The organism is Paracoccus contaminans, from assembly GCF_002105555.1.
Classification (GTDB): domain Bacteria; phylum Pseudomonadota; class Alphaproteobacteria; order Rhodobacterales; family Rhodobacteraceae; genus Paracoccus; species Paracoccus contaminans.
This window is the reverse complement of the sequence record NZ_CP020612.1, coordinates 421,602-442,047: the sequence shown is the minus strand read 5'-3', so window position 1 is coordinate 442,047 and position 20,446 is coordinate 421,602. Positions and strand designations below refer to the sequence as shown.

The 20,446-nt window shown below is 69.1% G+C and carries 19 protein-coding genes, 1 tRNA gene and 1 pseudogene; 8 read left to right on the top strand and 13 right to left on the bottom strand.

What is annotated here, in order from left to right; translation table 11 throughout:
* Positions 1-89 precede the first annotated feature (89 nt).
* The 3 genes from B0A89_RS14780 to purB all read right to left on the bottom strand — a co-directional run bounded on the left by B0A89_RS14780 (position 90) and on the right by purB (position 2,720).
* Positions 90-233: a hypothetical protein gene (locus tag B0A89_RS14780; RefSeq protein WP_169712119.1), complete on the bottom strand. Its 144-nt coding sequence runs from the start codon at positions 231-233 to the stop codon at positions 90-92.
* Between the two features lie 69 nt (positions 234-302).
* Complete coding sequence (locus B0A89_RS02110; RefSeq protein ID WP_085376726.1) at positions 303-1,343, bottom strand: flagellar motor switch protein FliG; 1,041 nt, start codon at positions 1,341-1,343, stop codon at positions 303-305.
* Between the two features lie 69 nt (positions 1,344-1,412).
* Positions 1,413-2,720, bottom strand: a complete 1,308-nt coding sequence (gene purB / locus B0A89_RS02105; RefSeq protein ID WP_085376725.1) for an adenylosuccinate lyase — start codon at positions 2,718-2,720, stop codon at positions 1,413-1,415.
* A gap of 118 nt (positions 2,721-2,838) precedes the next feature.
* Here purB and B0A89_RS02100 point away from each other — a divergent pair, with 118 nt between their 5' ends.
* Complete coding sequence (locus B0A89_RS02100; protein ID WP_085376724.1) at positions 2,839-3,924, top strand: alkene reductase; 1,086 nt, start codon at positions 2,839-2,841, stop codon at positions 3,922-3,924.
* A gap of 90 nt (positions 3,925-4,014) precedes the next feature.
* On the opposite strand, the gene glnA is transcribed toward B0A89_RS02100, so the two are convergent.
* Together glnA and B0A89_RS02090 are read right to left on the bottom strand one after the other, a co-directional pair.
* Entirely contained in the window at positions 4,015-5,427 is a 1,413-nt protein-coding gene (gene glnA, locus B0A89_RS02095; protein ID WP_085376723.1) for a type I glutamate--ammonia ligase, read from the bottom strand.
* A gap of 33 nt (positions 5,428-5,460) precedes the next feature.
* The gene (locus B0A89_RS02090; RefSeq protein ID WP_085376722.1) at positions 5,461-5,799 is read right to left on the bottom strand and encodes a P-II family nitrogen regulator; all 339 of its coding nucleotides are present in this window, start codon (positions 5,797-5,799) and stop codon (positions 5,461-5,463) included.
* A gap of 150 nt (positions 5,800-5,949) precedes the next feature.
* Between B0A89_RS02090 and B0A89_RS02085 the strand changes: the two genes are divergently transcribed.
* From B0A89_RS02085 to tig, 3 genes are all read left to right on the top strand, one after another.
* Entirely contained in the window at positions 5,950-7,656 is a 1,707-nt protein-coding gene (locus tag B0A89_RS02085; protein WP_085378697.1) for an NAD(P)H-hydrate epimerase, read from the top strand.
* 143 nt (positions 7,657-7,799) lie between these two features.
* A tRNA-Leu gene (locus B0A89_RS02080) sits at positions 7,800-7,884 on the top strand.
* 20 nt (positions 7,885-7,904) lie between these two features.
* The gene (gene tig / locus B0A89_RS02075) at positions 7,905-9,239 is read left to right on the top strand and encodes a trigger factor (RefSeq protein WP_085376721.1); all 1,335 of its coding nucleotides are present in this window, start codon (positions 7,905-7,907) and stop codon (positions 9,237-9,239) included.
* A 114-nt stretch (positions 9,240-9,353) separates the two neighbouring features.
* On the opposite strand, the gene B0A89_RS02070 is transcribed toward tig, so the two are convergent.
* The 5 genes from B0A89_RS02070 to rpsF all read right to left on the bottom strand — a co-directional run bounded on the left by B0A89_RS02070 (position 9,354) and on the right by rpsF (position 12,907).
* Complete coding sequence (locus B0A89_RS02070) at positions 9,354-10,421, bottom strand: YihY/virulence factor BrkB family protein (RefSeq protein WP_085376720.1); 1,068 nt, start codon at positions 10,419-10,421, stop codon at positions 9,354-9,356.
* 78 nt (positions 10,422-10,499) lie between these two features.
* Positions 10,500-11,381, bottom strand: coding sequence for a hypothetical protein (locus tag B0A89_RS02065; RefSeq protein ID WP_157115211.1), 882 nt, complete (start codon positions 11,379-11,381; stop codon positions 10,500-10,502).
* A 172-nt stretch (positions 11,382-11,553) separates the two neighbouring features.
* Entirely contained in the window at positions 11,554-12,159 is a 606-nt protein-coding gene (gene rplI / locus B0A89_RS02060) for a 50S ribosomal protein L9 (RefSeq protein WP_085376718.1), read from the bottom strand.
* 11 nt (positions 12,160-12,170) lie between these two features.
* Positions 12,171-12,398, bottom strand: a complete 228-nt coding sequence (gene rpsR, locus B0A89_RS02055) for a 30S ribosomal protein S18 (RefSeq protein WP_073060981.1) — start codon at positions 12,396-12,398, stop codon at positions 12,171-12,173.
* A gap of 17 nt (positions 12,399-12,415) precedes the next feature.
* On the bottom strand, positions 12,416-12,907 hold the full coding sequence (gene rpsF, locus B0A89_RS02050) for a 30S ribosomal protein S6 (RefSeq protein WP_085376717.1): 492 nt from the start codon (positions 12,905-12,907) through the stop codon (positions 12,416-12,418).
* Positions 12,908-13,146: 239 nt separating this feature from the next.
* On the opposite strand from rpsF, the gene B0A89_RS02045 reads away from it, so the two are divergent.
* From B0A89_RS02045 to B0A89_RS15015, 4 genes and pseudogenes are all read left to right on the top strand, one after another.
* Positions 13,147-13,794, top strand: a complete 648-nt coding sequence (locus B0A89_RS02045; RefSeq protein WP_240558599.1) for a YceI family protein — start codon at positions 13,147-13,149, stop codon at positions 13,792-13,794.
* Positions 13,795-13,863: 69 nt separating this feature from the next.
* Positions 13,864-14,919, top strand: a complete 1,056-nt coding sequence (prfA, locus tag B0A89_RS02040; RefSeq protein ID WP_085376716.1) for a peptide chain release factor 1 — start codon at positions 13,864-13,866, stop codon at positions 14,917-14,919.
* Positions 14,916-15,752: a peptide chain release factor N(5)-glutamine methyltransferase gene (prmC, locus tag B0A89_RS02035; protein WP_085376715.1), complete on the top strand. Its 837-nt coding sequence runs from the start codon at positions 14,916-14,918 to the stop codon at positions 15,750-15,752. Before prfA ends, prmC begins: the two co-directional genes overlap by 4 nt.
* Positions 15,753-15,965: 213 nt before the next feature.
* Positions 15,966-16,211 (top strand): annotated as a pseudogene (locus tag B0A89_RS15015) (DUF4167 domain-containing protein); the annotation flags it as partial.
* A gap of 924 nt (positions 16,212-17,135) precedes the next feature.
* Here the strand turns inward: B0A89_RS15015 and rsmA are convergent.
* From rsmA to B0A89_RS02015, 3 genes are all read right to left on the bottom strand, one after another.
* Positions 17,136-17,987, bottom strand: coding sequence for a 16S rRNA (adenine(1518)-N(6)/adenine(1519)-N(6))-dimethyltransferase RsmA (gene rsmA, locus B0A89_RS02025; RefSeq protein WP_085376713.1), 852 nt, complete (start codon positions 17,985-17,987; stop codon positions 17,136-17,138).
* Between the two features lie 61 nt (positions 17,988-18,048).
* Positions 18,049-19,050, bottom strand: coding sequence for a 4-hydroxythreonine-4-phosphate dehydrogenase PdxA (pdxA, locus tag B0A89_RS02020; RefSeq protein WP_085376712.1), 1,002 nt, complete (start codon positions 19,048-19,050; stop codon positions 18,049-18,051).
* Complete coding sequence (locus B0A89_RS02015) at positions 19,047-20,423, bottom strand: peptidylprolyl isomerase (protein ID WP_085378695.1); 1,377 nt, start codon at positions 20,421-20,423, stop codon at positions 19,047-19,049. Before B0A89_RS02015 ends, pdxA begins: the two co-directional genes overlap by 4 nt.
* Between the last annotated feature and the right edge of the window lie 23 nt (positions 20,424-20,446).

Below are 20,446 nucleotides of genomic sequence, written 5' to 3'. Positions count from 1 at the left end.
ACGATCGGGACCGCGGCGGGGCAAGAAAGCCCGCGCCCCAGCACAGCCCCGCCAAGGGGAAAGCCGAAAACCCCGCCTGCGCGCCCCCTCTAGCGCCAGAAGCTGAGCCATTCGATCAGCTGCGCGACGCTGCGCCCGACAAGCACCGGCAAGCCCCAGTGCAGCACGCCGGCATCCAGCAGGAACAGGGCCACGATCATCGTGGCGATCACCAGCGCGATAGCGTTCGTCATGGCAGGCCCCCCTGTCGCGTGCCGTTGTCTATGCCCGGCCCGCATCAGCGCGCAAGCGCGCGGGCGGCGTCATGGCCCCGCCTCGTCCCCCGCCCCCTCGGCATCGGCCGGCTCGGCGATCAGGAACAGCTCGCCGGCCTGTTCCATCCGCCGGATCGCCGAGACGACGGCGGCCATCGCCTCCTCGGCATCCGTGACGCCGACCTTGCCGAGCGCCTCGATTTCCTCGCGCATCGTCTCGGCAAGGCGGCTGCTCAGGCCCGACAGGATGAAGTCCACGGTCGCCCTGTCCTCGCCCGCGGCACCGGCCATCGCCTTGTTGATGGTGGCGGCATCCACCTCGCGCACGATGCGGGGGATATCGCGCGGGTCGATGCGGCGCGGGATGTTGGCCCAGGTGAAGATCGTCCTGCGGACACGCCCGGCGAATTCGGCATCATCCTGATCCAGCCCGGCCAGCACCGTCTCGCGCGTGCGGGCAGGGGCAAAGTTCAGGATCGCACCCACCTTCTCGACCGGCCGGGTGTCGATGGCGGGCTGGGGCAGGGCGTCGATGGCGCGCAGCAGCGCCAGCCCGATCCGGCGCAGGGCCGGTGCCTCGATGCCGCCGGTCAGCGACATCGTATAGGCGATCTGCCGCGCAAGCTCCGGCTCGAGCAGGCCGAATACCTCCGAGGCGCGGGCCACCGGCAGGCGCGAGAACATGACCGCCACAAGCTCCACCGCCTCGCTGCGCGACAGCGCCGCGAGCTGATCGGCGCTCAGCGCGATGATCCGGTCCCAGGGGTCGGCCGACCCGTTCAGCGCCGCAAAGCGGCGCAGCTGGTTGGTGGTATCGGTCGACAGATGCCCGCCCAGCAGGTCCAGCGTGCCGTTGATCGAGCCGGGAAAGGCGATGCCCACCGCCTCCAGCCGGTCGCAGAACTCGTTGAGGACCGCGTCGCAGGTGTCCCGGTCCACCAGGTTCATCCCGGCCATTTCCTGCGCCAGCAGCGCCTGAAGCTCGGCCGGAAGCTGCGAGAGGTCCAGATCGGCCCCCTCGCTCAGCATCATGCGCACCACGACCGCCGCCTTCTGCCTGAGGCTCAGCCCCGACGCCGTCCCGACCATGCCTGCCCCCTTGCCCCGCGAATCGGGGGCAATGTCGCAGAGCGATCCTAACGGAGGGTGAACACCCGTTCAGCTTTCGCCGAAAACCCGGCGGAAGATCGTGTCCACATGCTTCGTGTGATAGCCCAGATCGAATTTTTCCTCGATCTCGGCGGGCGACAGCGCGGCCGTCACCTCGGGATCGGCCAGCAGCTCGGCCCTGAAATCGGCGCCCTGTTCCCACACCTTCATCGCATTGCGCTGGACCAGCCGGTAGGCATCCTCGCGCGACACGCCCGCCTGCGTCAGCGCCAGCAGAACCCGCTGCGACATGACCAGTCCCTTGAACCTGTTCATGTTGGCCAGCATGTTCTGGGGATAGACGACCAGTTTCTCGACCACCCCGGCCAGCCGGTGCAGCGCGAAATCGAGCGTGATCGTGGCGTCCGGCCCGATGGCGCGTTCCACGCTGGAATGGCTGATGTCGCGTTCATGCCACAGCGCGACATTCTCCATCGCCGGCGTCACGGCCATCCGCACCAGCCGCGCCAGCCCGGTCAGGTTCTCGGACAGAACCGGGTTGCGCTTGTGGGGCATCGCCGAGGAACCCTTCTGGCCGGGCGAGAAATATTCCTCGGCCTCGAGCACCTCGGTGCGCTGCATGTGGCGGATCTCGATGGCGATGTTCTCGATGCTGCTGGCGATGACGCCCAGCGTGGCGAAGAACATCGCGTGGCGATCGCGCGGGATGACCTGGGTGCTGATCGGTTCGGGACGCAGGCCCAGTCTTGCGCAGACATGCTCCTCGACCGCCGGGTCGATATTGGCGAAGGTGCCGACGGCGCCCGAGATCGCGCCGGTGGCCACCTCCTCGCGGGCGCGTTCCAGCCGCTGCCGCCCGCGCGCCATCTCGGCATGGAAGCGGGCGAAGGTCAGGCCCATCGTGGTCGGTTCGGCATGGATGCCATGGCTGCGGCCGATGCGGATGGTGTCCTTGTGCTCGAAGGCGCGCGCCTTGAGCGCGGCCAGCACCCGGTCCATCCCGGCCAGCAGGATGTCCGAGGCGCGCACCAGCTGGACGTTCAGTGCCGTATCCAGCACGTCCGAACTGGTCATGCCCTGATGGACGAAGCGTGCCTCGTCCGCGCCCACATGTTCGGCCAGGTGGGTGAGGAAGGCGATCACGTCATGTTTCGTCACCGCCTCGATCTCGTCGATGCGGGCCACGTCGAAGGTCGCGTCCCTGGCGCGCCAAACGGCCTCGGCATTCTCGCGCGGGATCACGCCAAGGTCGGCCTGCGCATCGCAGGCATGTGCCTCGATCTCGAACCAGATGCGAAAGCGGGTTTCGGGCGACCAGATGGCGACCATTTCGGGGCGGGAATAGCGGGGGATCATCGCAGCCTCCTTGCGGTTGGCCGGTCCTTAGCGGCCGCAGCCGCGCCCCGCAATCGCCGCGGCCGTGGTTGACAGTCCAGCAGGCGGGGCACAGGTCCAGTGTCCCCATCATAGGAACATGCCCGTGACCGACCTTTTCGACCCTCTCGCCGCAGGCGCGCTGCAGTTGCGCAACCGCATCGTCATGGCGCCGCTGACCCGCAGCCGCGCCGGCCGCCTGCGCGTTCCAAACGATCTGATGGCGCAATATTATGCCCAGCGCGCCGATGCCGGCATGATCCTGACCGAGGCGACCAGCGTCACCCCGATGGGGGTGGGCTATGCCGACACCCCCGGCATCTGGAACGAGGCGCAGACGGCGGGCTGGGCGGGGGTAACCCGCGCCGTTCACGATCGCGGGGGCCTGATCGTCATGCAGCTTTGGCATGTCGGGCGCATTTCCGATCCGGTGTTTCTGGATGGCGCGCAGCCCGTCGCACCCAGCGCGATCCAGCCGGCGGGCCATGTCAGCCTGCTGCGCCCCAAGCGCCCCTATGTCACCCCGCGGGCGCTTGAAACCGACGAGATCGCGGGGATCGTCGCCGCCTATCGGACAGGGGCCGAGAATGCCCGCGCAGCCGGGTTCGACGGGGTCGAGATCCATGCCGCCAACGGCTATCTGATCGACCAGTTCCTTCAGGACCGGACCAACCGCCGGACGGACGCCTATGGCGGCCCGATCGTGAACCGGGTCCGCCTGCTTGAGGAAATCGTCGATGCGGTCAGCGCCGTATGGGGCGCGGGCCGTGTGGGCGTGCACCTTGCCCCGCGCGGGGATTCCCACGACACGGGCGACAGCGACCCGGCGGCGCTGTTCACCCATGTCGCAGAGTCGATGGCGCAGCGGGGCGTGGCCTTCCTGTGCCTGCGCGAATATCCTGCGGCAGACAGCCTGCTGGGCGCGATCAGGGCCGCCTTCGGGGGTGTCGTCATCGCCAATGAAGGTCTCAGCCCCGCCACGGCCGCCGAACTGGTGGCGGCGGGCAAGGCCGATGCGGCGGCGTTCGGCAGGGATTTCATCGCGACGCCCGATCTGGTGGCGCGCATCCGCAAGGGGCTGCCGCTCAACACCCCCGACCCGGCGACGTTCTATGACGGCGGCGCGCATGGCTATACGGATTATCCGCTTGCCGGCGAGGTCGGGGAGGGCGCCCCGGATGCCTGACCGGCCCGCACCCGCTGCGGGTGACGGCCGCTTACAGATGCAAGGGGCGCCCGTGCAGGGCGCCCCTTGGGCTTGGCCTTGGCCGTTTGTTCAGCAGCTGTAATACATCGCGTATTCGATAGGATGGGGGGTATGCTCATAGGCATAGACCTCCTCCCATTTCAGGCGGATATAGCTTTCCAGCTGATCGCGGGTGAACACGTCGCCCGCCAGCAGGAAGTCCATGTCCTTTTCCAGCTCCTCAAGCGCCTCGCGCAAGGACCCGCAGACGGTCGGGATCTCGGCCAGTTCCTCGGGCGGCAGGTCATACAGATCCTTGTCCGAAGCCGGGCCGGGGTCGATCTTGTTCCGGATGCCGTCCAGCCCCGCCATCAGCAGCGCGGCAAAGCACAGATAGGGGTTCGCCGAGGGGTCGGGGAAGCGGGCCTCGACGCGCTTGGCTTTCGGCGATTCGGTCCACGGGATGCGCACTGCGCCCGAGCGGTTGCGGGCCGAATAGGCGCGCAGCACCGGAGCCTCGAACCCCGGGATCAGCCGCTTGTAGCTGTTGGTCGAGGGGTTGGTGATCGCGTTCAGCGCCTTGGCGTGCCTGAGGATGCCGCCGATGAACCACAGCGCCTCCTGGCTGAGATCGGCATAGCGGTCGCCGGCGAACAGCGGGCGGCCGTCCTTCCAGATCGACATGTTGACATGCATGCCCGACCCGTTGTCGCCCTTCATCGGCTTGGGCATGAAGGTGACCGACTTGCCATAAGCGTGGGCCACGTTGTGGATCACGTATTTGTATTTCTGGATGTTGTCGGCCTGCTCGACCAGCCCGCCGAAGATCATGCCCAGCTCGTGCTGGCACGTGGCAACTTCATGGTGATGCTTGTCGACCTTGATGCCCATCCGCTTCATTGTCGTAAGCATCTCGCCGCGCATGTCCTGCGCCTCGTCGATGGGGTTCACCGGGAAATAGCCGCCCTTGTGGCCGGCACGGTGAGCGGTATTGCCCATCTCGTATTCCGTGTCGGTGTTCCAGGCCGCCGCATGGGCGTCGATCTGGAAGCTGACCTTCTGCGGCGTGACTGAATAGCGCACGTCGTCGAAGATGAAGAACTCGGCCTCAGGCCCGCAATAGAAGGCGTCGCCGATGCCGGACGCCTTCAGATAGGCCTCTGCCTTGACGGCGGTGCCGCGGGGGTCGCGGTCATAGGGCTCGCCCGTGTCCGGCTCGACCACGTTGCAGTGCACGCACAGCGTCTTTTCGGCGTAGAAGGGGTCCAGATAGACCGACGAGGGATCGGGCATCAGCTTCATGTCCGACTGGTCGATCGACTTCCAGCCCGCGATCGAGCTGCCGTCGAACATGAAGCCTTCCTCGAACCAGTCCTCGTCGATCAGGTCCACGTCCAGCGTGACGTGCTGCAGCTTGCCCTTGGGGTCGGTGAAGCGGACATCGACATAGGCGACCTCCTCGGACTTGATGAGGTCGAGAACCTCGGCGACCGTCTTGGTCATGATGACTCCTTGTCTTGGATGGATGGGGGCGGATCAGACGGCGTCTTCGCCGGTCTCGCCCGTGCGGATGCGGATCGCCTGTTCGACGGGCGAGACGAAGATCTTGCCGTCGCCGATCTTGTCGGTGCGGGCGGCCCCGATGATCGCCTCGACCGCAGGTTCGACCAGATCGTCGGCCAGGACCATCTCGATTTTGACCTTGGGCAGGAAATCGACCACGTATTCGGCGCCGCGATACAGTTCGGTATGGCCCTTCTGACGGCCGAAGCCCTTGATTTCCGTCACGGTCATGCCCTGCACGCCAGCGTCCTGCAAAGCCTCCTTCACGTCGTCCAGCTTGAACGGCTTGATGATCGCTTCGACCTTTTTCATCGTGGACCCTCGGGTTGGCGGTTGCGTCGGAACCGGGATGGAGGGTTTCATCGTTGCGGGCAATCCGGCGGCGCCTGCGATGCGCCGCCCCTGCCCCCCAAACCGACAGGGCGCCTTGGAATGACGCAGGTTGCACAGGAAATGGGCAGCATGAAAACCCGCCCCGGCTGGACCGAGGTTCTGACTTGCGCCGAGATGCGCGCGCTCGAGCAGGCGGCGATGGACAGCGGAAAGATCACGGGGCTGGCGCTGATGGAGGCCGCTGGCGCCGCCGTGGCCCGTGCGATCCAGGGCCGCTGGCCGCTTCCGGGCCACGCCACGGTGCTGTGCGGGCCGGGCAACAACGGCGGTGACGGCTATGCGGTGGCCGCGCTGCTGGCCAGGGCAGGGTGGCAGCTGCGTGTGCTGGGGCTGGACAACATGCCCGGCCCCGATGCGGCGGAAATGAAGCGCCGCTGGGCGGCGCTGGGCCCGATCGAGCTGCTGACATGTGATGCATTCCGCGCCGGCGCCGACAGTGACGTGTATGTCGATGCGATCTTCGGCACCGGCCTTGCGCGCCCGCCCGAGGGCGAGCTTGCCCAGATCATCGCCCTTCTCGGCGGCTTGGGCGGGGACCGGGCCTGTTTCGCGCAGCGCCTTGTCGCGGTGGACTGCCCCAGCGGTCTGTGCCTTGACAGTGGCGCGCATCTGGGCAGGCCGCGGGCTGGGGATGATCGCGATCCCCATGCGCGGCTGACCGTGACCTTCGACAGCCCCAAGCCGGGGCATTTTCTGGAACGCGGCCCCATATGCTGCGGCGAGCTGGTCATTGCAGATATCGGCCTGCGCCAATGGCGCGAATGCGACGGCCGCGCTTTGCGGCCCGCACGCCTGATAGCCATCTGGCCGCCGCTGGCCGTCGAGGATTGCCGCGCGGCGATCTACGCCCCACCGGCGAATCGTCTGGCCAAGCAGGGGGGGCACAAATTCGCCAACGGCCATGCGCTGATCGTCGCTGGCCCGCTTGGCCAGGGCGGCGCGGCCCGGCTGGGCGCCCGTGCGGCGCTGCGGATCGGGGCAGGGCTGGTCACGCTGGCCCCGCCGAAAGCGGCGCTGATCGAACATCTCGGCCCGCCCGATGCGCTGATGCGGCGGGGGGTGGATGATGACGAGGCGCTGGCCGCGATGCTGGCCGACCCGCGCATCACCGCCGTCGCGATCGGTCCCGGCTGCGGGGTGGACCGGGCGGGCGCGCTGCTTGGGGCAGTGCTGGCATCGAACCGCGCCTGTGTCCTGGATGCCGATGCCCTGACGGCGCTGGCCGCGCGGGGCTTCGAGGGGCTGCATGATCGCTGCGTCCTGACCCCGCATGGCGGCGAATTCGCGCGGCTGTTCCCCGATCTGGACGAAAAGCTGAACGGGCCGCCTGCCCTCCGCCCGCCGCGCCATGGCGATGCCGCCCACCCCGATCCCATGCGGCACATGGCCGATCTGCATGCCCGTGCCGAGGCTGCGCCCCAGGCTTTAACGGGGCGGCATGGCCCCCTTTATTCAAAGCTTGACGCCGCACGGAACGCCGCTGCCCGGGCTGGCGCCGTGGTCCTGCTGAAAGGGCCCGATACGGTCATCGCCGCGCCGGATGGGCAGGCGCGCATCCATTCGGCCCACGATATCCCCTGGCTGGCCACCGCAGGGGCGGGCGACGTGCTGGCCGGGATCATCGCCGGGCTGCTCGCCCGCGGCCTGCCGCCGCTGGAGGCCGCGGCCACCGGCGCCTTTCTGCACGCGCAGGCCGCACGCCGCTTTGGTCCGGGGCTGATCGCCGACGATCTGCCCGGCCAGCTGCCCGGCGTCTTGCGCGACATGGGGCTGTGATCGCTGCTCGCCCGATACTCCGGGGGGACGGGGTCTGGCCCCCGGACCTGCGGCGGGCCAAAAAATCCCCTCGCACCCCTGAAAACCCTTTGCTAGAACGCGCAGGATTTCCGGGCGCCCACACGGCGCCCCGGACAGGCATTGCGGGTGTGGCGAAACTGGCAGACGCACCAGATTTAGGTTCTGGCGCCGCAAGGCGTGGGGGTTCAAGTCCCTTCACCCGCACCATGATGGACAAAGGATAGACGATGCAGGTCACCGAAACCCTGAACCAGGGCCTCAAGCGCGGCTACCGCTTCACGCTGCCGGCCGCCGATCTGGCCGCCGAGGTGGACCGCCAGCTGGCCGAGGCGCAGCCCCAGATCGAGATGAAGGGCTTCCGCAAGGGCAAGGTGCCGATGGCGCTGCTGAAAAAGACCTATGGCCCGCGTGTCATGGGCGATGCGATGCAGAAGTCGATCGACGACGCCATCTCGTCCCATATGACCGAAAACGCCGTCCGCCCGGCGATGCAGCCCAAGATCGAGATGGAAAACGGCGAGGGCTGGAAGGAAGGCGATGACGTTGTCGTCAACGTCACCTACGAAACCCTGCCCCAGATCCCCGAGGCCGACCTGTCGACCATCGAGCTTGAGCGTCTGACCGTCGCCCCTTCGGACGAGCAGGTGAACGAGGCGCTGGAAAACCTCGCCCGCAGCGCGCAGTCCTTCGAGGATCGCCCGGCGGGCGAGGCCGCTCAGTCCAGTGACCAGGTCACCATCGACTTCAAGGGCATGGTCGATGGCGAGGCGTTCGAGGGCGGCACCGCCGAGGGCTATCCGCTCGTCCTCGGCTCGGGCTCGTTTATCCCGGGCTTCGAGGATCAGCTGATCGGCGCCAAGGCCGGGGATGCGGTCAACGTCAACGTCACCTTCCCCGATGATTATGGCGCGCCCCATCTCAAGGGCAAGGACGCGGTGTTCGAGACGACGGTTCATGCCGTCAAGTCGCCCAGCGCCGCCGCAATCGACGACGAGCTGGCCAAGCGGTTCGGGGCCGAAAGCCTTGATGCCCTCAAGGCCCAGATCACGGAACGGCTGGGCGCGGAATATGCCGGCGCCAGCCGGGCGCTGGTCAAGCGGGCCCTGCTGGACAGGCTGGACGCGCTGGTCAGCTTCGACCTGCCCGAATCCCTTGTCGAGGCCGAGGCGGCGCAGATCGCGCACCAGCTGTATCACGAGGATCATCCCGATGATCACGGCCATGACCATGGCGCCATCGAGCCGACCGAGGAACACAGGAAGCTGGCCGAACGCCGCGTGCGGCTGGGCCTGCTGCTGGCCGATGTGGGCCAGCGCAACGAGATCGGCATTTCCGAACAGGAAATGACCCAGGCGGTGATGCGCCAGGCCCGCAACTTCCCCGGCCAGGAGCGCGCCTTCTTCGAGTTCATCCAGCAGAACGAGGCGGCCCAGCAGCAGCTGCGCGCCCCCATCTTTGAGGACAAGGTGGTCGATCACATCATTGCGGGTGCAAAGGTTACCGAACGCGCCGTGACCAAGGACGAGCTGGAAAAGGCCCTCTCGGCACTGGACGAGGCGTGATCCGGGCCTGCGGGCACCAAACCCCCTGACATCGAAAGGGCCGCCCCTGCCGGGCGGCCCTTCTTTCTTCTGCACGGAAATATCCCGGGGTCCGGGGCGGCGCCTTGGTTCGGCCTAGCGTTTTTGAAGGTCGGTTTCGTCCTTGGGCTCGACGCCGTTCTCGATCTTGATCTGGCGCTCGACCTCGGCGTTCAGCTCGGCCCCCATCAGCACGACGATGGCGGCGATCCAAAGCCACATCATCATCGCGATGGCCGCCCCGAGCGAGCCATAGGTTTCGTTGTAGTTGGCCAGGTTCGAGGCATACCATGAAAACAGCGCCGACGCGATCAGAAGGCCGAGCGTCGCCACGACCGCCCCGGGGGAAATCCACTGCCAGGCCGGATCCTTCTTGTTGGGGCCGAACCGATAGATCACCGCCAGCCCCAGCAGGACCAGCCCGCCGATCAGCGGCCAGCGCAGCAGGCGGATGATCGTTTCGGCTCCGCCCCCGACAAAGACCGCGTCCAGGATCGCAGGCAGCACCGCGATCAGCGCCAGCAGCAGCACGATGCCGATGATACCGCCGAGCGTCAGCCCCAGCGAGACAAGGTTCAGCTTGATGAACCCGCGCGATTCGTTTTCGAACCAGGCGATGTTCAGCGCGTCGATCAGCGCCTTGGTCCCCCCGTTCGCCGACCACAGCGCCGCCAGCAGCGCCACGATGCCTGCCAGCGACAGCGCCCCCTGCGGTGCCGAGGCGATGGCGGTCACCTGGCCGGCGATCAGGTCGATGGCGCTGGAAGGCAGGAACTGGTTCAGCAGCGCCAAGTTCTGGGAAATCGTTTCAGGATCGGCCATCCGGCCATAGATGGACACCAGTGCCGTGATGGCCGGGAACAGCGCCAGCAGGGCAAAGAACGTCACCCCCCCGGCGACCGAGGTGACGCGGTCCTTGCTGAATTCCGAGGCCGTGCGCTTGAGGATCGCCATCCAGCTTGACCGGCCCAGGTGCCAGGGTGATTGCGGCGCCCCCGCAAAGCGGGGCGGCGGGGCGCGGTTCGCCTCGGCGGTCTTGGCATCCTGCTGGCTGTCCTCGGCCTGCGGCGTCGCTTCGGGCGGCAGGCCCTTGCGTTCGCGCCAGCCCTCGGGCAGCGGCCCGAACAGGGCATTGAATACATCGGGGGCTTCGGAGGTCATCATGGGCTCTGCGGCTGAAGGATCATGTCATGGCAAGGCCGCGCCGGGTCAGGCGCGGCCACGAGGATCGCGCGGCGCCGGTCAGAGCCGATGGGCGCGGGCCTCGTTCCCGGCATCCTGGTCGTCGCGAAGATCCACCACATCGCGCCGCGACGGCCGACGATAGCTGCCTGCCCGCGATGCCGCACCCCGATTGGGATTGCCGAGAAAGCCGCGGATACCCTCGGCGGTATCGTGAAACTGGCGGACGATCCCCTCGGCCTGCTCGGCGACCGAACGGAAGGCTGTCATCGCAGACCCGACCGCGCCCACGACACCGTTGAGGTTGCGGGTCAGGCTCTGGGCGGTATGCTCGATATCGCCCAGAAGGCCCAGGCCGCCCGCGCCTGCGCGCCGCTGCGGCGCAGGGCCGCGGGCGGGGCGGATGCGGGCCTGGCCGGCGGCATGATCGGGGCGGGCCGATTGGGGGCGCCGGTTTTCCAGTGCTTCGGCGCGAAGGCGGGCGCGCAGGTCGTCCTCTCCGGCGGCGCGGGCGCGCGCCCTTGCGCGCATGGCTTCACGCTCGCGTTCGGTCATCTCGGCAAAGCGGGGCACGGCGCCGCCGCGGCTGCCCGATTTGCGCACCCGGTCACGGGCGCGATCGGCCGCGCGCTCCGCCTCGCGCTCGATCTCGTCATCGCCGGTCACCAGATCGGCGATCTTGCGCACACCCATGATCGCCGCCGCCGTCAGGGCCGCCGCGCCGACCGCCGCGCCTCCATAGACCAGCACCCGCGAAGTCAGCGAATGTTCCGGCCCCGCCGCGCCCGTGCCCCCCGCATCGACATGGGGCGGCACCTGCCGCGCATAATGGGGCGAGGGGCGATAGCGTTCCTGCGAGCGGTCAACGGGTTTTCCCAGCCCGCGGGCCTGGGGGATATAGCTGTTGCCCGGCATCTGCCCGGCGTCGGTCTTGTCGGCCATGGGATCATCCTCGTTGGTGCCGCCGTTGCGGCCCTTGCTGCCCAACCCGGCAGAGGGCCGTTCGTTCCAACGGCGCGATCCCCTGCAAACGAAAGGACCGCGCCGAAGCGCGGTCCGTCCTGGCCCGGCCCGCGGAGGCCGGCGTTAACGCGCGGGCCGGACCCGCAAGGGGTCAGGCGCCGGCGGCAGGGCGCATGGGGGCGCCTTCGTCGTCGTCGCGCCCCGCAGAGCCGATATCGTCGAACAGCTCGGCGATCTCAAACTCGGCGGCGGCGTCTTCCTCGGCAGCCAGGTCCTGGATCGACCGGCCGGTCGCCTGCAACTCGGCCTCCTCGGGCGAGCGGGCGACGTTCACGACCAGCCCGGCATCAACCTCGGGGTGCAGGTGGACGCGCACGTCATGCAGGCCCAGTTCCTTGATCGGTCCGGTCAGGACGATTTGGCGGCGCTCGACCGCAAAGCCTTCGGCGGCCGCAGCCTCCGCCACGTCGCGCGGCGTGACCGAACCATAGAGCGCCCCGGCATCCGAGGCCGAGCGGATGATGACGAAGGACTTGCCGTCCAGCGTCTCGGCGATCTTCTGCGCCTCGGCGCGCGATTCGTCGTTGCGGTGGGCCAGCTCGGCCTTGCGGGCCTCGAAGGCGGCGATGTTGGCCGCATTGGCGCGCATCGCCTTGCCCTGGGGCAGCAGATAGTTGCGGGCAAAGCCTTCCTTGACCTTTACCACCTCGCCCATCTGGCCCAGCTTGGCCACACGTTCTAGCAGAATGACTTGCATCGGTCAGACCCTCACTTCACGGCGTAGGGCAGCAGCGCCAGGAACCGCGCGCGCTTGATGGCCTGGGCCAGCTTGCGCTGGTTCTTGGCCGATACGGCGGTGATGCGCGACGGCACGATCTTGCCGCGTTCGCTGATATAGCGCTGCAGCAGGCGGGTGTCCTTGTAGTCGATCGCCGGGGCGTTGTCGCCCCCGAAGGGATCGACCTTGCGGCGGCGGAAAAACGGCTTGGTCGCCATGATGATCGCTCCCTTTCTCAGAACCGGTCGGCGCGGGGGGCGCGCTCGGCACGCTCGCCACGCTCATCGCCGCGGGCATCGCCCTCGCGGCGCTCGCCAAAGCTGCGGCGCTCGCCCCGGTCGCCGTCGCGGCGGTCCCCGTCGCGGCGCTCGCCCCGATCGCCCCGGTCGCCGCGTTCACGGTCGTCGCGGCGCTGCATCTGGATCGAGGGGCCTTCGGCATGCTCGTCCACGCGGACGGTCAGCACGCGCATCACGTCGTCATGCAGGCGGGCCAGACGCTCCATCTCCTGCACGGCGGCCGAGGGGGCGTCGCTGCGCAGGAAGGCGTAGTGACCCTTGCGGTTCTTGTTGATCTTGTAGGCGAGCGTGCGCACGCCCCAGTATTCGCTGTCCTTGACCGTTCCGCCGTTGTCGGCCAGCACGGTCGAGAAATGTTCGATCAGCCCTTCGGCCTGCGTGTTCGACAGGTCCTGGCGGGCGATCAGCACATGCTCGTAAAGCGGCATGTCAGACCCTTTTCGTCTCGGGCGCGCTTCATAGGCGGGGAACACCTTCCGCGCCCGCCACGAGAGGCTGCGCCGGTTTCGCAAATGCAGAAGGATGCGGCCTTATACAGATTGCGCGCCCCGGCGCAAGGGCGGGGCAGGGGGAACCCCGCATGGGGCCGCGGGTTGTATGGTATTGCGGCCCGTCTGCCGGCCTTGGGCGCGGGTGCGCATTATCCCGCCCTTTTCGACAGGAACGCATGATGATCCGTATGTCCGCATCCATCCTGGTCCTCGCCCTGGCAAGCGGCGGCCCCGTCCTGGCGCAGACCGCCGCTGCCCCTGCGCCCGCCGCCCCTGCACCCGCCGCCATGCCTGCGCCGGGCGACGTGGCGGGCACCTATGTTTTCGATCCCGATCACAGCCAGATCGTCTTTTCCTACGACCATATGGGCTTTTCGACCTCGCGCGGGACGATCAGCGGCATCAACGGCCAGGTTACGCTGGACAAGGCCGATCCGGCCAAATCCGCCGTCGAGGCGCGCTTTCCGCTGAGCGCGATCCGCACCATCGCCCCGGCGCTGGATCAGCATCTCGCGGGCGACAAGAGCTTTTTCAATGGTGCGGCACCGGACACGCAGGTGACGTTCAAGTCCACATCGGTCAAGGTCGATGGCGATGATGAGGCCGAGGTGACCGGAGACCTGACGCTGAACGGCGTGACCAAGCCCGTGACGCTGGAGGTCGAGATCACCAAGGCCGGCGACCATCCCATGACCGGCAAGCCCACCCTGGGCTTTGTGATCGAGGGCAAGCTCAACCGTTCGGATTTCAACCTCGGCGCCTTTGCCCCGGCCGTGTCCGACGAGGTGACGCTTGAGATCTCGGTCGAGGCATCGCGAGGCTGAGCCTTGCGGAAGCGGGCGCCGCGCGGCCTTTTCCTTGCCGCGCCCTGCGCGCGCCGCTAAGCCGCGTTCATGTTGCCCGCTGACCGCCTCGACCAGATCGTCCTGCGCCTCGAGTTTCTCGAGGCGCAGCTGAACGCGGGCCCGCCCGCCGACGAGATCGCCCGCATCAGCCGCGAATATGCCGAATTGAAGCCTGTCGTGGCCGGAATCGCCCAATGGCGCGCCGCCCGCACCGGGCTGACCGAGGCGCAGGCGATGCTGGCCGATCCCGACATGCGCGAGCTGGCCGAGGACGAGATCGCCCGCCTGCGCGCCAGCCTGCCAGACCTTGAACAGGCGCTGCGGCTGGCCCTGCTGCCCCGCGATGCGGCCGATGCGCGCCCCGCCATCCTTGAGATCCGTCCCGGCACCGGCGGGGACGAGGCGGCGCTGTTCGCTGGCGATCTGCTGCGGATGTATCAGCGCCATGCCGAGGCGCAGGGCTGGGATTTCCGCCTGCTCGAGCTGGCCGGGTCCGAGCTGGGCGGCGTCAAGGAGGCAGTCGCCCATATCGCGGGCGAGGGGGTTTTCGCCCGGCTGAAATATGAATCCGGCGTCCACCGGGTCCAGCGCGTCCCCGAAACCGAATCGGGCGGGCGCATCCATACCTCGGCCGCGACCGTCGCGGTCCTGCCCGAGGCCGAGGACGTGGACATCGACATCCCCGCCGCCGATATCCGCATCGACACGATGCGCTCGTCCGGGGCGGGGGGGCAGCATGTCAACACCACCGATTCGGCCGTGCGCATCACCCACCTGCCGACCGGGATCGTCGTTACCAGCAGCGAGAAATCCCAGCACCAGAACCGCGCCAATGCGATGGCCGTGCTGCGGGCGCGGCTTTACGATCTGGAACGCGGCCGGGCGGATGCGGAACGCGCCGCCGACCGGCGCAGCCAAGTCGGCTCGGGCGATCGCAGCGAACGCATCCGCACCTACAACTTTCCGCAAGGGCGCGTCACCGATCACCGGATCAACCTGACGCTCTATTCGCTGGACCGGGTGATGCAGGGCGATCTGGCCGAGATCATCGATGCCCTGACCGCCCATGATCAGGCTGCCCGGCTGGCCGAGGCCGAGGGGTGAGCGAGGTGCTGTCGGACGCGGCCCGGCGGCTCGCCGCGGCCGGTGTCGAAGGGGCCGAAGGGGATGCCCTGGCGCTGATGGCTCATGCGCTGGATATCCCGCGCCACCGCTTGCGTGATGCGCTGGCCGCGCCCCTGCCCGCGGACGCGGCCGCCCGTTTTGACGCGGCCATCGCCGCCCGCGCCAAGCGGCAGCCGGTCAGCCAGATCATCGGCCATCGTGATTTCTGGAAGCATCGGTTCATCGTCACGCGCGACACGCTGGACCCCCGCCCCGAAACCGAAACCCTGGTCGCCGAGGCGCTGCGCCTGCCCTGGGCCTCGGTGCTCGATCTGGGGACAGGCAGCGGCGCGATCCTGCTGTCGCTACTGGCGGAACGGCCGGGAACGCGCGGGCTGGGCGTCGATGTCTCGCCCGCCGCGCTGGCGGTTGCGCGCCGCAATGCCGAGGCGCTGGGGATCACGGCCGGGCTTGCCGTCTCGGACTGGTTTTCGGCCGTCGAGGGGCGGTTCGACCTGATCGTTTCCAACCCGCCCTATATCGCCGCGGCCGAGATGGCCGATCTTTCTCCCGAGGTCCGCCTGTGGGAGCCGCAGCAGGCCCTGACCGACCAGGGCGACGGCCTGGGCGCCTATCGTGCCATCGCCGCCGGGGCCTGCGCCCATCTTGCGCCCGGCGGCTGGCTGGCCGTCGAGATCGGGCCGACGCAGGCAGGGGCGGTGACGGCGCTGCTGGCGGGGGCGGGCCTGGCCGAGCCCCGCGTCCTGCCCGACCTTGACGGGCGCGACCGGGTGGTGGTCGCACGCGCTTTGCCCGAAATCGGTGCAGCTTAAGGGTAAAGGGCGTGCTTTGGTGCTTGAAACCGGGGCGGGTTCGTGGTTTAGCACCTGTGTGACGCGGGCATGATGCCCCGCACGGGTCATCCTGCATGCGTTCCGTTGCCGGAGATTGCCGCCAGGTGCTGCGCCCCTTCATGCGGCCCGGCCGGCAGGATCGTGACCCCAACCGCATCCAGGCGCCATGCGCCGGACAATCGTATCGGCAAGATGAGATCTTCCAAATCCCGATCGCGCAACAAGTCCCGCAACCAGCGCTCGCTGGGCAATGTCGTCAACCGGGTCTTTGACAGCTCCGGCCCCGAGGGCAAGGTCCGCGGCACGCCTCAGCAGATCATCGAGAAATATCTTGCCCTTGCCCGCGACGCGCAGCTGTCCGGCGACCGGGTGGCCGAGCAGAGCTTTCTTCAGCATGCCGAGCATTACACACGGATGCTGGGCGAGGCGATGCGCGAGCAGGCCGAACGGCAGGCGCAGTTCGGCGGCCCGCAGCAGAACGGCGAGGATCGGGACGAGCGGTCCAATGGCCAGGACCGCCGCGACGACGGCCGCGCCGATCAGCGCCGCGATGCGGACAGTGAAGTTCCGCGCCGTGATGATCGGCGGGACGATCGCCGTGACGACCGGCAGGACGACAGCCGCGAACGCCAGCGCCGCGACGACAGCCAGCGCGAGGGTGGCCAGCGCTGGGATCGGCGAGAGAACGAGCGGCGCGACGGCGAGCGGCGCGAGGATCGGCGCGCGCCTTCCCCGCGCAATCCCTCGGTCGAAGCGGCACGGGATGTCGGGGGGCATGATGCGCTGCCCGATTTCCTGCGCCCGCCCGCACAGGGCATCCCTGTCCCGCAGGGCATCCCCGAGGCGCTGGCAACCGAGCCCGAGGCCGGTCCGGTGGATATGCCTGAACGCCGGACCGTCGCCGATGCCGAGCCTTTGCCCCTGCGCGATGTGGCAGAGGAGGCGCCCCGCGCCACCCCCGCGCCTGCCGCGCCTGGCGAGGATGCCCCGGCCGGCAGGGCTGTGGCCGAGGATGGCCTGCCCGCCGGCAGCGATGACGCCCGGGCCGCTGACGGCCCGGAAGGCGAGCACCCCCCGCTTCCCGGCGCCCCCGCTGCCGAGGCAGAGCCCGAGGCGCGCCGCCCCCGCCGCCGTGCCGCCACGGCCGCGCCGCGCCGCGTGCCGCGCAAGCGCAGCGATGCCCCTGCGGAAGAACACCCCACCGCGTCGGACGACTGACGGAAGGGATCGGGGCCGTGCCTTGGCCGGCTTTCCGATCGCCTGGCGCCTTGGCTCAAGGCGCCTGTTGTCACAAGCCCGGCCGGATATGACGGCCTTTCAGGGCGGCCCCGGATCTTCAGAGCCGCCCTTCATTTGCGCCGCTCAGCCCGCCGGTTGGCTCTTGAGCGCGCGCGCCAGGGCGCAGAAGCGGTCGAGGCCGATTTCCTCGGCCCGCGCGGTGGGCAGGATGCCCGCCTCGGCCAGCAGGGTCTCGATCTGCGGATGCAGGCCGCGCAGCGAGGCGCGCAGCATCTTTCGCCGCTGGTTGAAGGCGGCGAAGGTGATGCGTGACAGCACCTGCGCATCGGCCGGATAGCGCGGCGCCGGCAGGGCGGTCAGCTGGACCACCGCCGATTCGACCTTGGGCGCGGGCACGAAGGCCTGCGGGGGCAGGGTCAGGACAATCCGCGCCTCGCATCGCCATTGCGCCAGCAGGGCAAGGCGCCCGTAATCCTTGCTGCCCGGCCGCGCGACGATGCGCTGGGCGACCTCGCGCTGGAACATCAGCGTCAGCGACTGCCAGAACGGCGGCCATTGCGGCGGCGTGAGCCAGCCGACCACCAGCTCTGTCCCGATATTATAGGGCAGGTTCGCCGCAACCCGGATCGGCGGGGTCAGATGCGCCAGCGGATCGACCATCAGCGCATCACCATGGATCACCGTCAGCCGGCCGGGATAATGGGCCGCGATCTCGTTCAGCGCCGGGATGGCGCGGGCATCCTTTTCGATGGCCAGCACATGGCGCGCGCCCTCGGCCAGCAGCCCCCGTGTCAGACCGCCCGGACCGGGCCCGATTTCCAGCACGTCGCAGGCTGTCAGATCGCCCGCCGCCCGCGCGATCCGCGCGGTCAGGTTCAGATCGAGCAGGAAGTTCTGGCCCAGCTGCTTTTTCGCGCGCAGGTCATGGGCCGCGATCACCTCGCGTAGCGGGGGCAGCCCGTCGATCGCGCTCATCGCGCCGCAGGCGGGGGCATTCTGCCCCCGGACCCCCTGAGGATATTTGCGGACCAGAGATTCACCGCGCCCCCCTGGGCCGCGTTTCCGCACGCGCCTGCGCCATGTCCCATGCCATCCGCAGCGCCGCGATGGTGCTGCCCGGGTCCGCGACGCCGCGGCCCGCGATGTCGAAGGCGGTGCCGTGGTCGGGCGAGGTGCGGATGAAGGGCAGGCCCAGCGTCACATTCACGCCCCCGGCAAAATCCAGCGTCTTGATGGGGATCAGCCCCTGATCGTGATAGGCCATCACTGCCGCGTCATGGCGGGCGCGGGCGGCGGCGTGGAACATCGTGTCGGCGGGGTGGGGGCCGCTGACCGCCAGCCCTTCGGCGCGCAGCCTGTCGCACAGGGGGATCATCCATGCCCGTTCCTGCCCGCCCATCGCGCCGCCCTCGCCGGCATGGGGGTTCAGCCCGGCCACGGCGATGCGCGGGGCGGGGATGGCGAAATCGCGGATCAGTCCGGCATGGGTGATGCGGATGGTCCGTTCCAGCAGCGCCGGGGTCAGCGCCCGCGGCACATCCTCGATCGCGATATGGATCGTTGCGGGCACCACGCGGCAGGGCGGGCGGACCGAGGTCGAGGCCAGCATCATCACCACATCCGCCCCGCCGGCGAGATGGGCCAGATATTCGGTGTGGCCCGGAAAGGCAAAGCCCGCGCCTTCCTTCAGCGCCTGCTTGTTGATCGGTAGGGTGACGACCCCGGCGGCAGCGCCCTGCATGGCAAGTCCCGCGGCGCGGGCGATCACGTCGATGACGGCCTGCGCATTCGCCGGGTCGGGCCGGCCGGGGGTGACGGGTGCGGGAAAATCATGGCGCAGCACCGCCAGCCGGCCCGGCGCGACCGGATCGCCCGGTGCGGCGATCTCTGCCCAGTCGGTGCCGGCGGGCAGGTGGCGCGGATCGCCCATCCAGACCATCGGCACCCCCGCCGCCAGCGCCCTGGGGGCCAGCTCCGGCCCGATGCCGGCCGGCTCGCCGCAAGTCAGGATCAGCGGCAGCGTGGCGTGCCCGCTCATGGCTTGCGGATCACGGCGTCGGCGCGCAGTTCGGCCAGATAGGCATCGGCGGCGGCGCTGATCTTGCGGTTGAAGATGGCCGAGCGGACCTGATCGCGGCCCCGCAGCGGCGGCTCGTCCGGCGAGGCGATGCCTGCGGCCGCGGCGGCGTCCGAGGCGGCGTTCGCCGCGCTCGGGGCCTCGGCCGCCTTGGGCGTCGTCCCCCCCTCGCCCGCGGGGGCGCCGGGGGCGGCGCGGCGCGCGGGCTGCGGCAGGCCGGGCAGGGTGGCGTAGGGCGGCGCCGGCTGGTCGATCAGGGCCGGGGTGCGGCGGCACAGCATCAGCACCCGCGCGCCGTTGCCGTAATCCAGCACCGCGCCCTCGTTCTCGTCCAGGGGGGCAAGGCGCTGCGCCACGTCCAGCGGCACGGCCGACAGGGGCGAGGTCTGCCGCTGGATCGGGTTGCCGCCATAGCGGTTCGCCTCGACATAAAGCTGGTCGCAACTGTCCGCCCGTGCCAGTGCCCGCGCGCCGTCCGCCGCCGAGGGCACTGAAAGGGTCACATATTCGACCGTCTGATCCTGCGCGCCCGCGCGCAGCTTGCCGCGGATGTCGCGCAGATAGAACAGCACCACCGCGCCCGGCACGCTCAGCGGCTGGCTGACCGAGTTCGGCTGCAGCTGCAGCACGATCGAGCGCAGGCCGGGCGCCAGATTGGCCAGCGGCGTCCAGTCCAGCCGCCCGCCGCGCGGCGCCGTAGGCACCGCCGACCAGCGCCGCGCCGCCGCGGCAAAGGCTGCCTCGGACGTGGCGCTTTCGGCGATCTGCCGGCCGCGGGCCAGCGCGGCCTGTTCCTGTCCCGGCGGGGCCGGGATCACCAGTTCCGACAGCAGGACCGCGGTCGTGATCGGCTGGGCGATGTCGCGTTTCAGGGCCTGCTCGATCTCGCGGTCGCTGACCGTAACGGTGGGCACGATCCGCTGGCGAACCACCTCGCGCCAGGCCACGCCCGCCTTGACGAAATCGCGGTAAGCCTGCCGTTCGACCCCCTCGCGCGCCAGCGCTGCGGTGAACTGTTCCACGTTCATGTTGGCGCGGCCCGCGAATTCGCTGAGCCCCGCCTCAAGTCCCTTGTCGCTGACCGCGATCCCCATCTGGCGCGCCGCCTGCAGTTTCAGACGATCCTCGACCAGCGCCTTCAGCGCCGCCTGCGGGTTCGCGTCGGGCGCGTGCAGAAGCTGCATGAAGCGCACGCGCTGGTCCAGTTCGTACTGGGTCACCGCGTTGTTGTTGATGTAGATCACCGGCGCAAACGGCCCCGCCGCCACCGGCATGGGCGCGGCCGCCGCGGCCAGCAGGGCCGCTGTGAGGGTCGCATGAATGATCCGGCGCATCGTCATCCTCGTTCTGATCCGGG

What these genes read in the sequence shown, in the direction of transcription:
- B0A89_RS14780 (WP_169712119.1), bottom strand. Translation starts at nt 233, where the DNA reads ATGACGAACGCTATCGCGCTGGTGATCGCCACGATGATCGTGGCCCTG.
- B0A89_RS02110 (WP_085376726.1), bottom strand. Translation starts at nt 1,343, where the DNA reads ATGGTCGGGACGGCGTCGGGGCTGAGCCTCAGGCAGAAGGCGGCGGTC.
- purB (WP_085376725.1), bottom strand. Translation starts at nt 2,720, where the DNA reads ATGATCCCCCGCTATTCCCGCCCCGAAATGGTCGCCATCTGGTCGCCC.
- B0A89_RS02100 (WP_085376724.1), top strand. Translation starts at nt 2,839, where the DNA reads ATGCCCGTGACCGACCTTTTCGACCCTCTCGCCGCAGGCGCGCTGCAG.
- glnA (WP_085376723.1), bottom strand. Translation starts at nt 5,427, where the DNA reads ATGACCAAGACGGTCGCCGAGGTTCTCGACCTCATCAAGTCCGAGGAG.
- B0A89_RS02090 (WP_085376722.1), bottom strand. Translation starts at nt 5,799, where the DNA reads ATGAAAAAGGTCGAAGCGATCATCAAGCCGTTCAAGCTGGACGACGTG.
- B0A89_RS02085 (WP_085378697.1), top strand. Translation starts at nt 5,950, where the DNA reads ATGAAAACCCGCCCCGGCTGGACCGAGGTTCTGACTTGCGCCGAGATG.
- tig (WP_085376721.1), top strand. Translation starts at nt 7,905, where the DNA reads ATGCAGGTCACCGAAACCCTGAACCAGGGCCTCAAGCGCGGCTACCGC.
- B0A89_RS02070 (WP_085376720.1), bottom strand. Translation starts at nt 10,421, where the DNA reads ATGATGACCTCCGAAGCCCCCGATGTATTCAATGCCCTGTTCGGGCCG.
- B0A89_RS02065 (WP_157115211.1), bottom strand. Translation starts at nt 11,381, where the DNA reads ATGGCCGACAAGACCGACGCCGGGCAGATGCCGGGCAACAGCTATATC.
- rplI (WP_085376718.1), bottom strand. Translation starts at nt 12,159, where the DNA reads ATGCAAGTCATTCTGCTAGAACGTGTGGCCAAGCTGGGCCAGATGGGC.
- rpsR (WP_073060981.1), bottom strand. Translation starts at nt 12,398, where the DNA reads ATGGCGACCAAGCCGTTTTTCCGCCGCCGCAAGGTCGATCCCTTCGGG.
- rpsF (WP_085376717.1), bottom strand. Translation starts at nt 12,907, where the DNA reads ATGCCGCTTTACGAGCATGTGCTGATCGCCCGCCAGGACCTGTCGAAC.
- B0A89_RS02045 (WP_240558599.1), top strand. Translation starts at nt 13,147, where the DNA reads ATGATGATCCGTATGTCCGCATCCATCCTGGTCCTCGCCCTGGCAAGC.
- prfA (WP_085376716.1), top strand. Translation starts at nt 13,864, where the DNA reads ATGTTGCCCGCTGACCGCCTCGACCAGATCGTCCTGCGCCTCGAGTTT.
- rsmA (WP_085376713.1), bottom strand. Translation starts at nt 17,987, where the DNA reads ATGAGCGCGATCGACGGGCTGCCCCCGCTACGCGAGGTGATCGCGGCC.
- pdxA (WP_085376712.1), bottom strand. Translation starts at nt 19,050, where the DNA reads ATGAGCGGGCACGCCACGCTGCCGCTGATCCTGACTTGCGGCGAGCCG.
- B0A89_RS02015 (WP_085378695.1), bottom strand. Translation starts at nt 20,423, where the DNA reads ATGCGCCGGATCATTCATGCGACCCTCACAGCGGCCCTGCTGGCCGCG.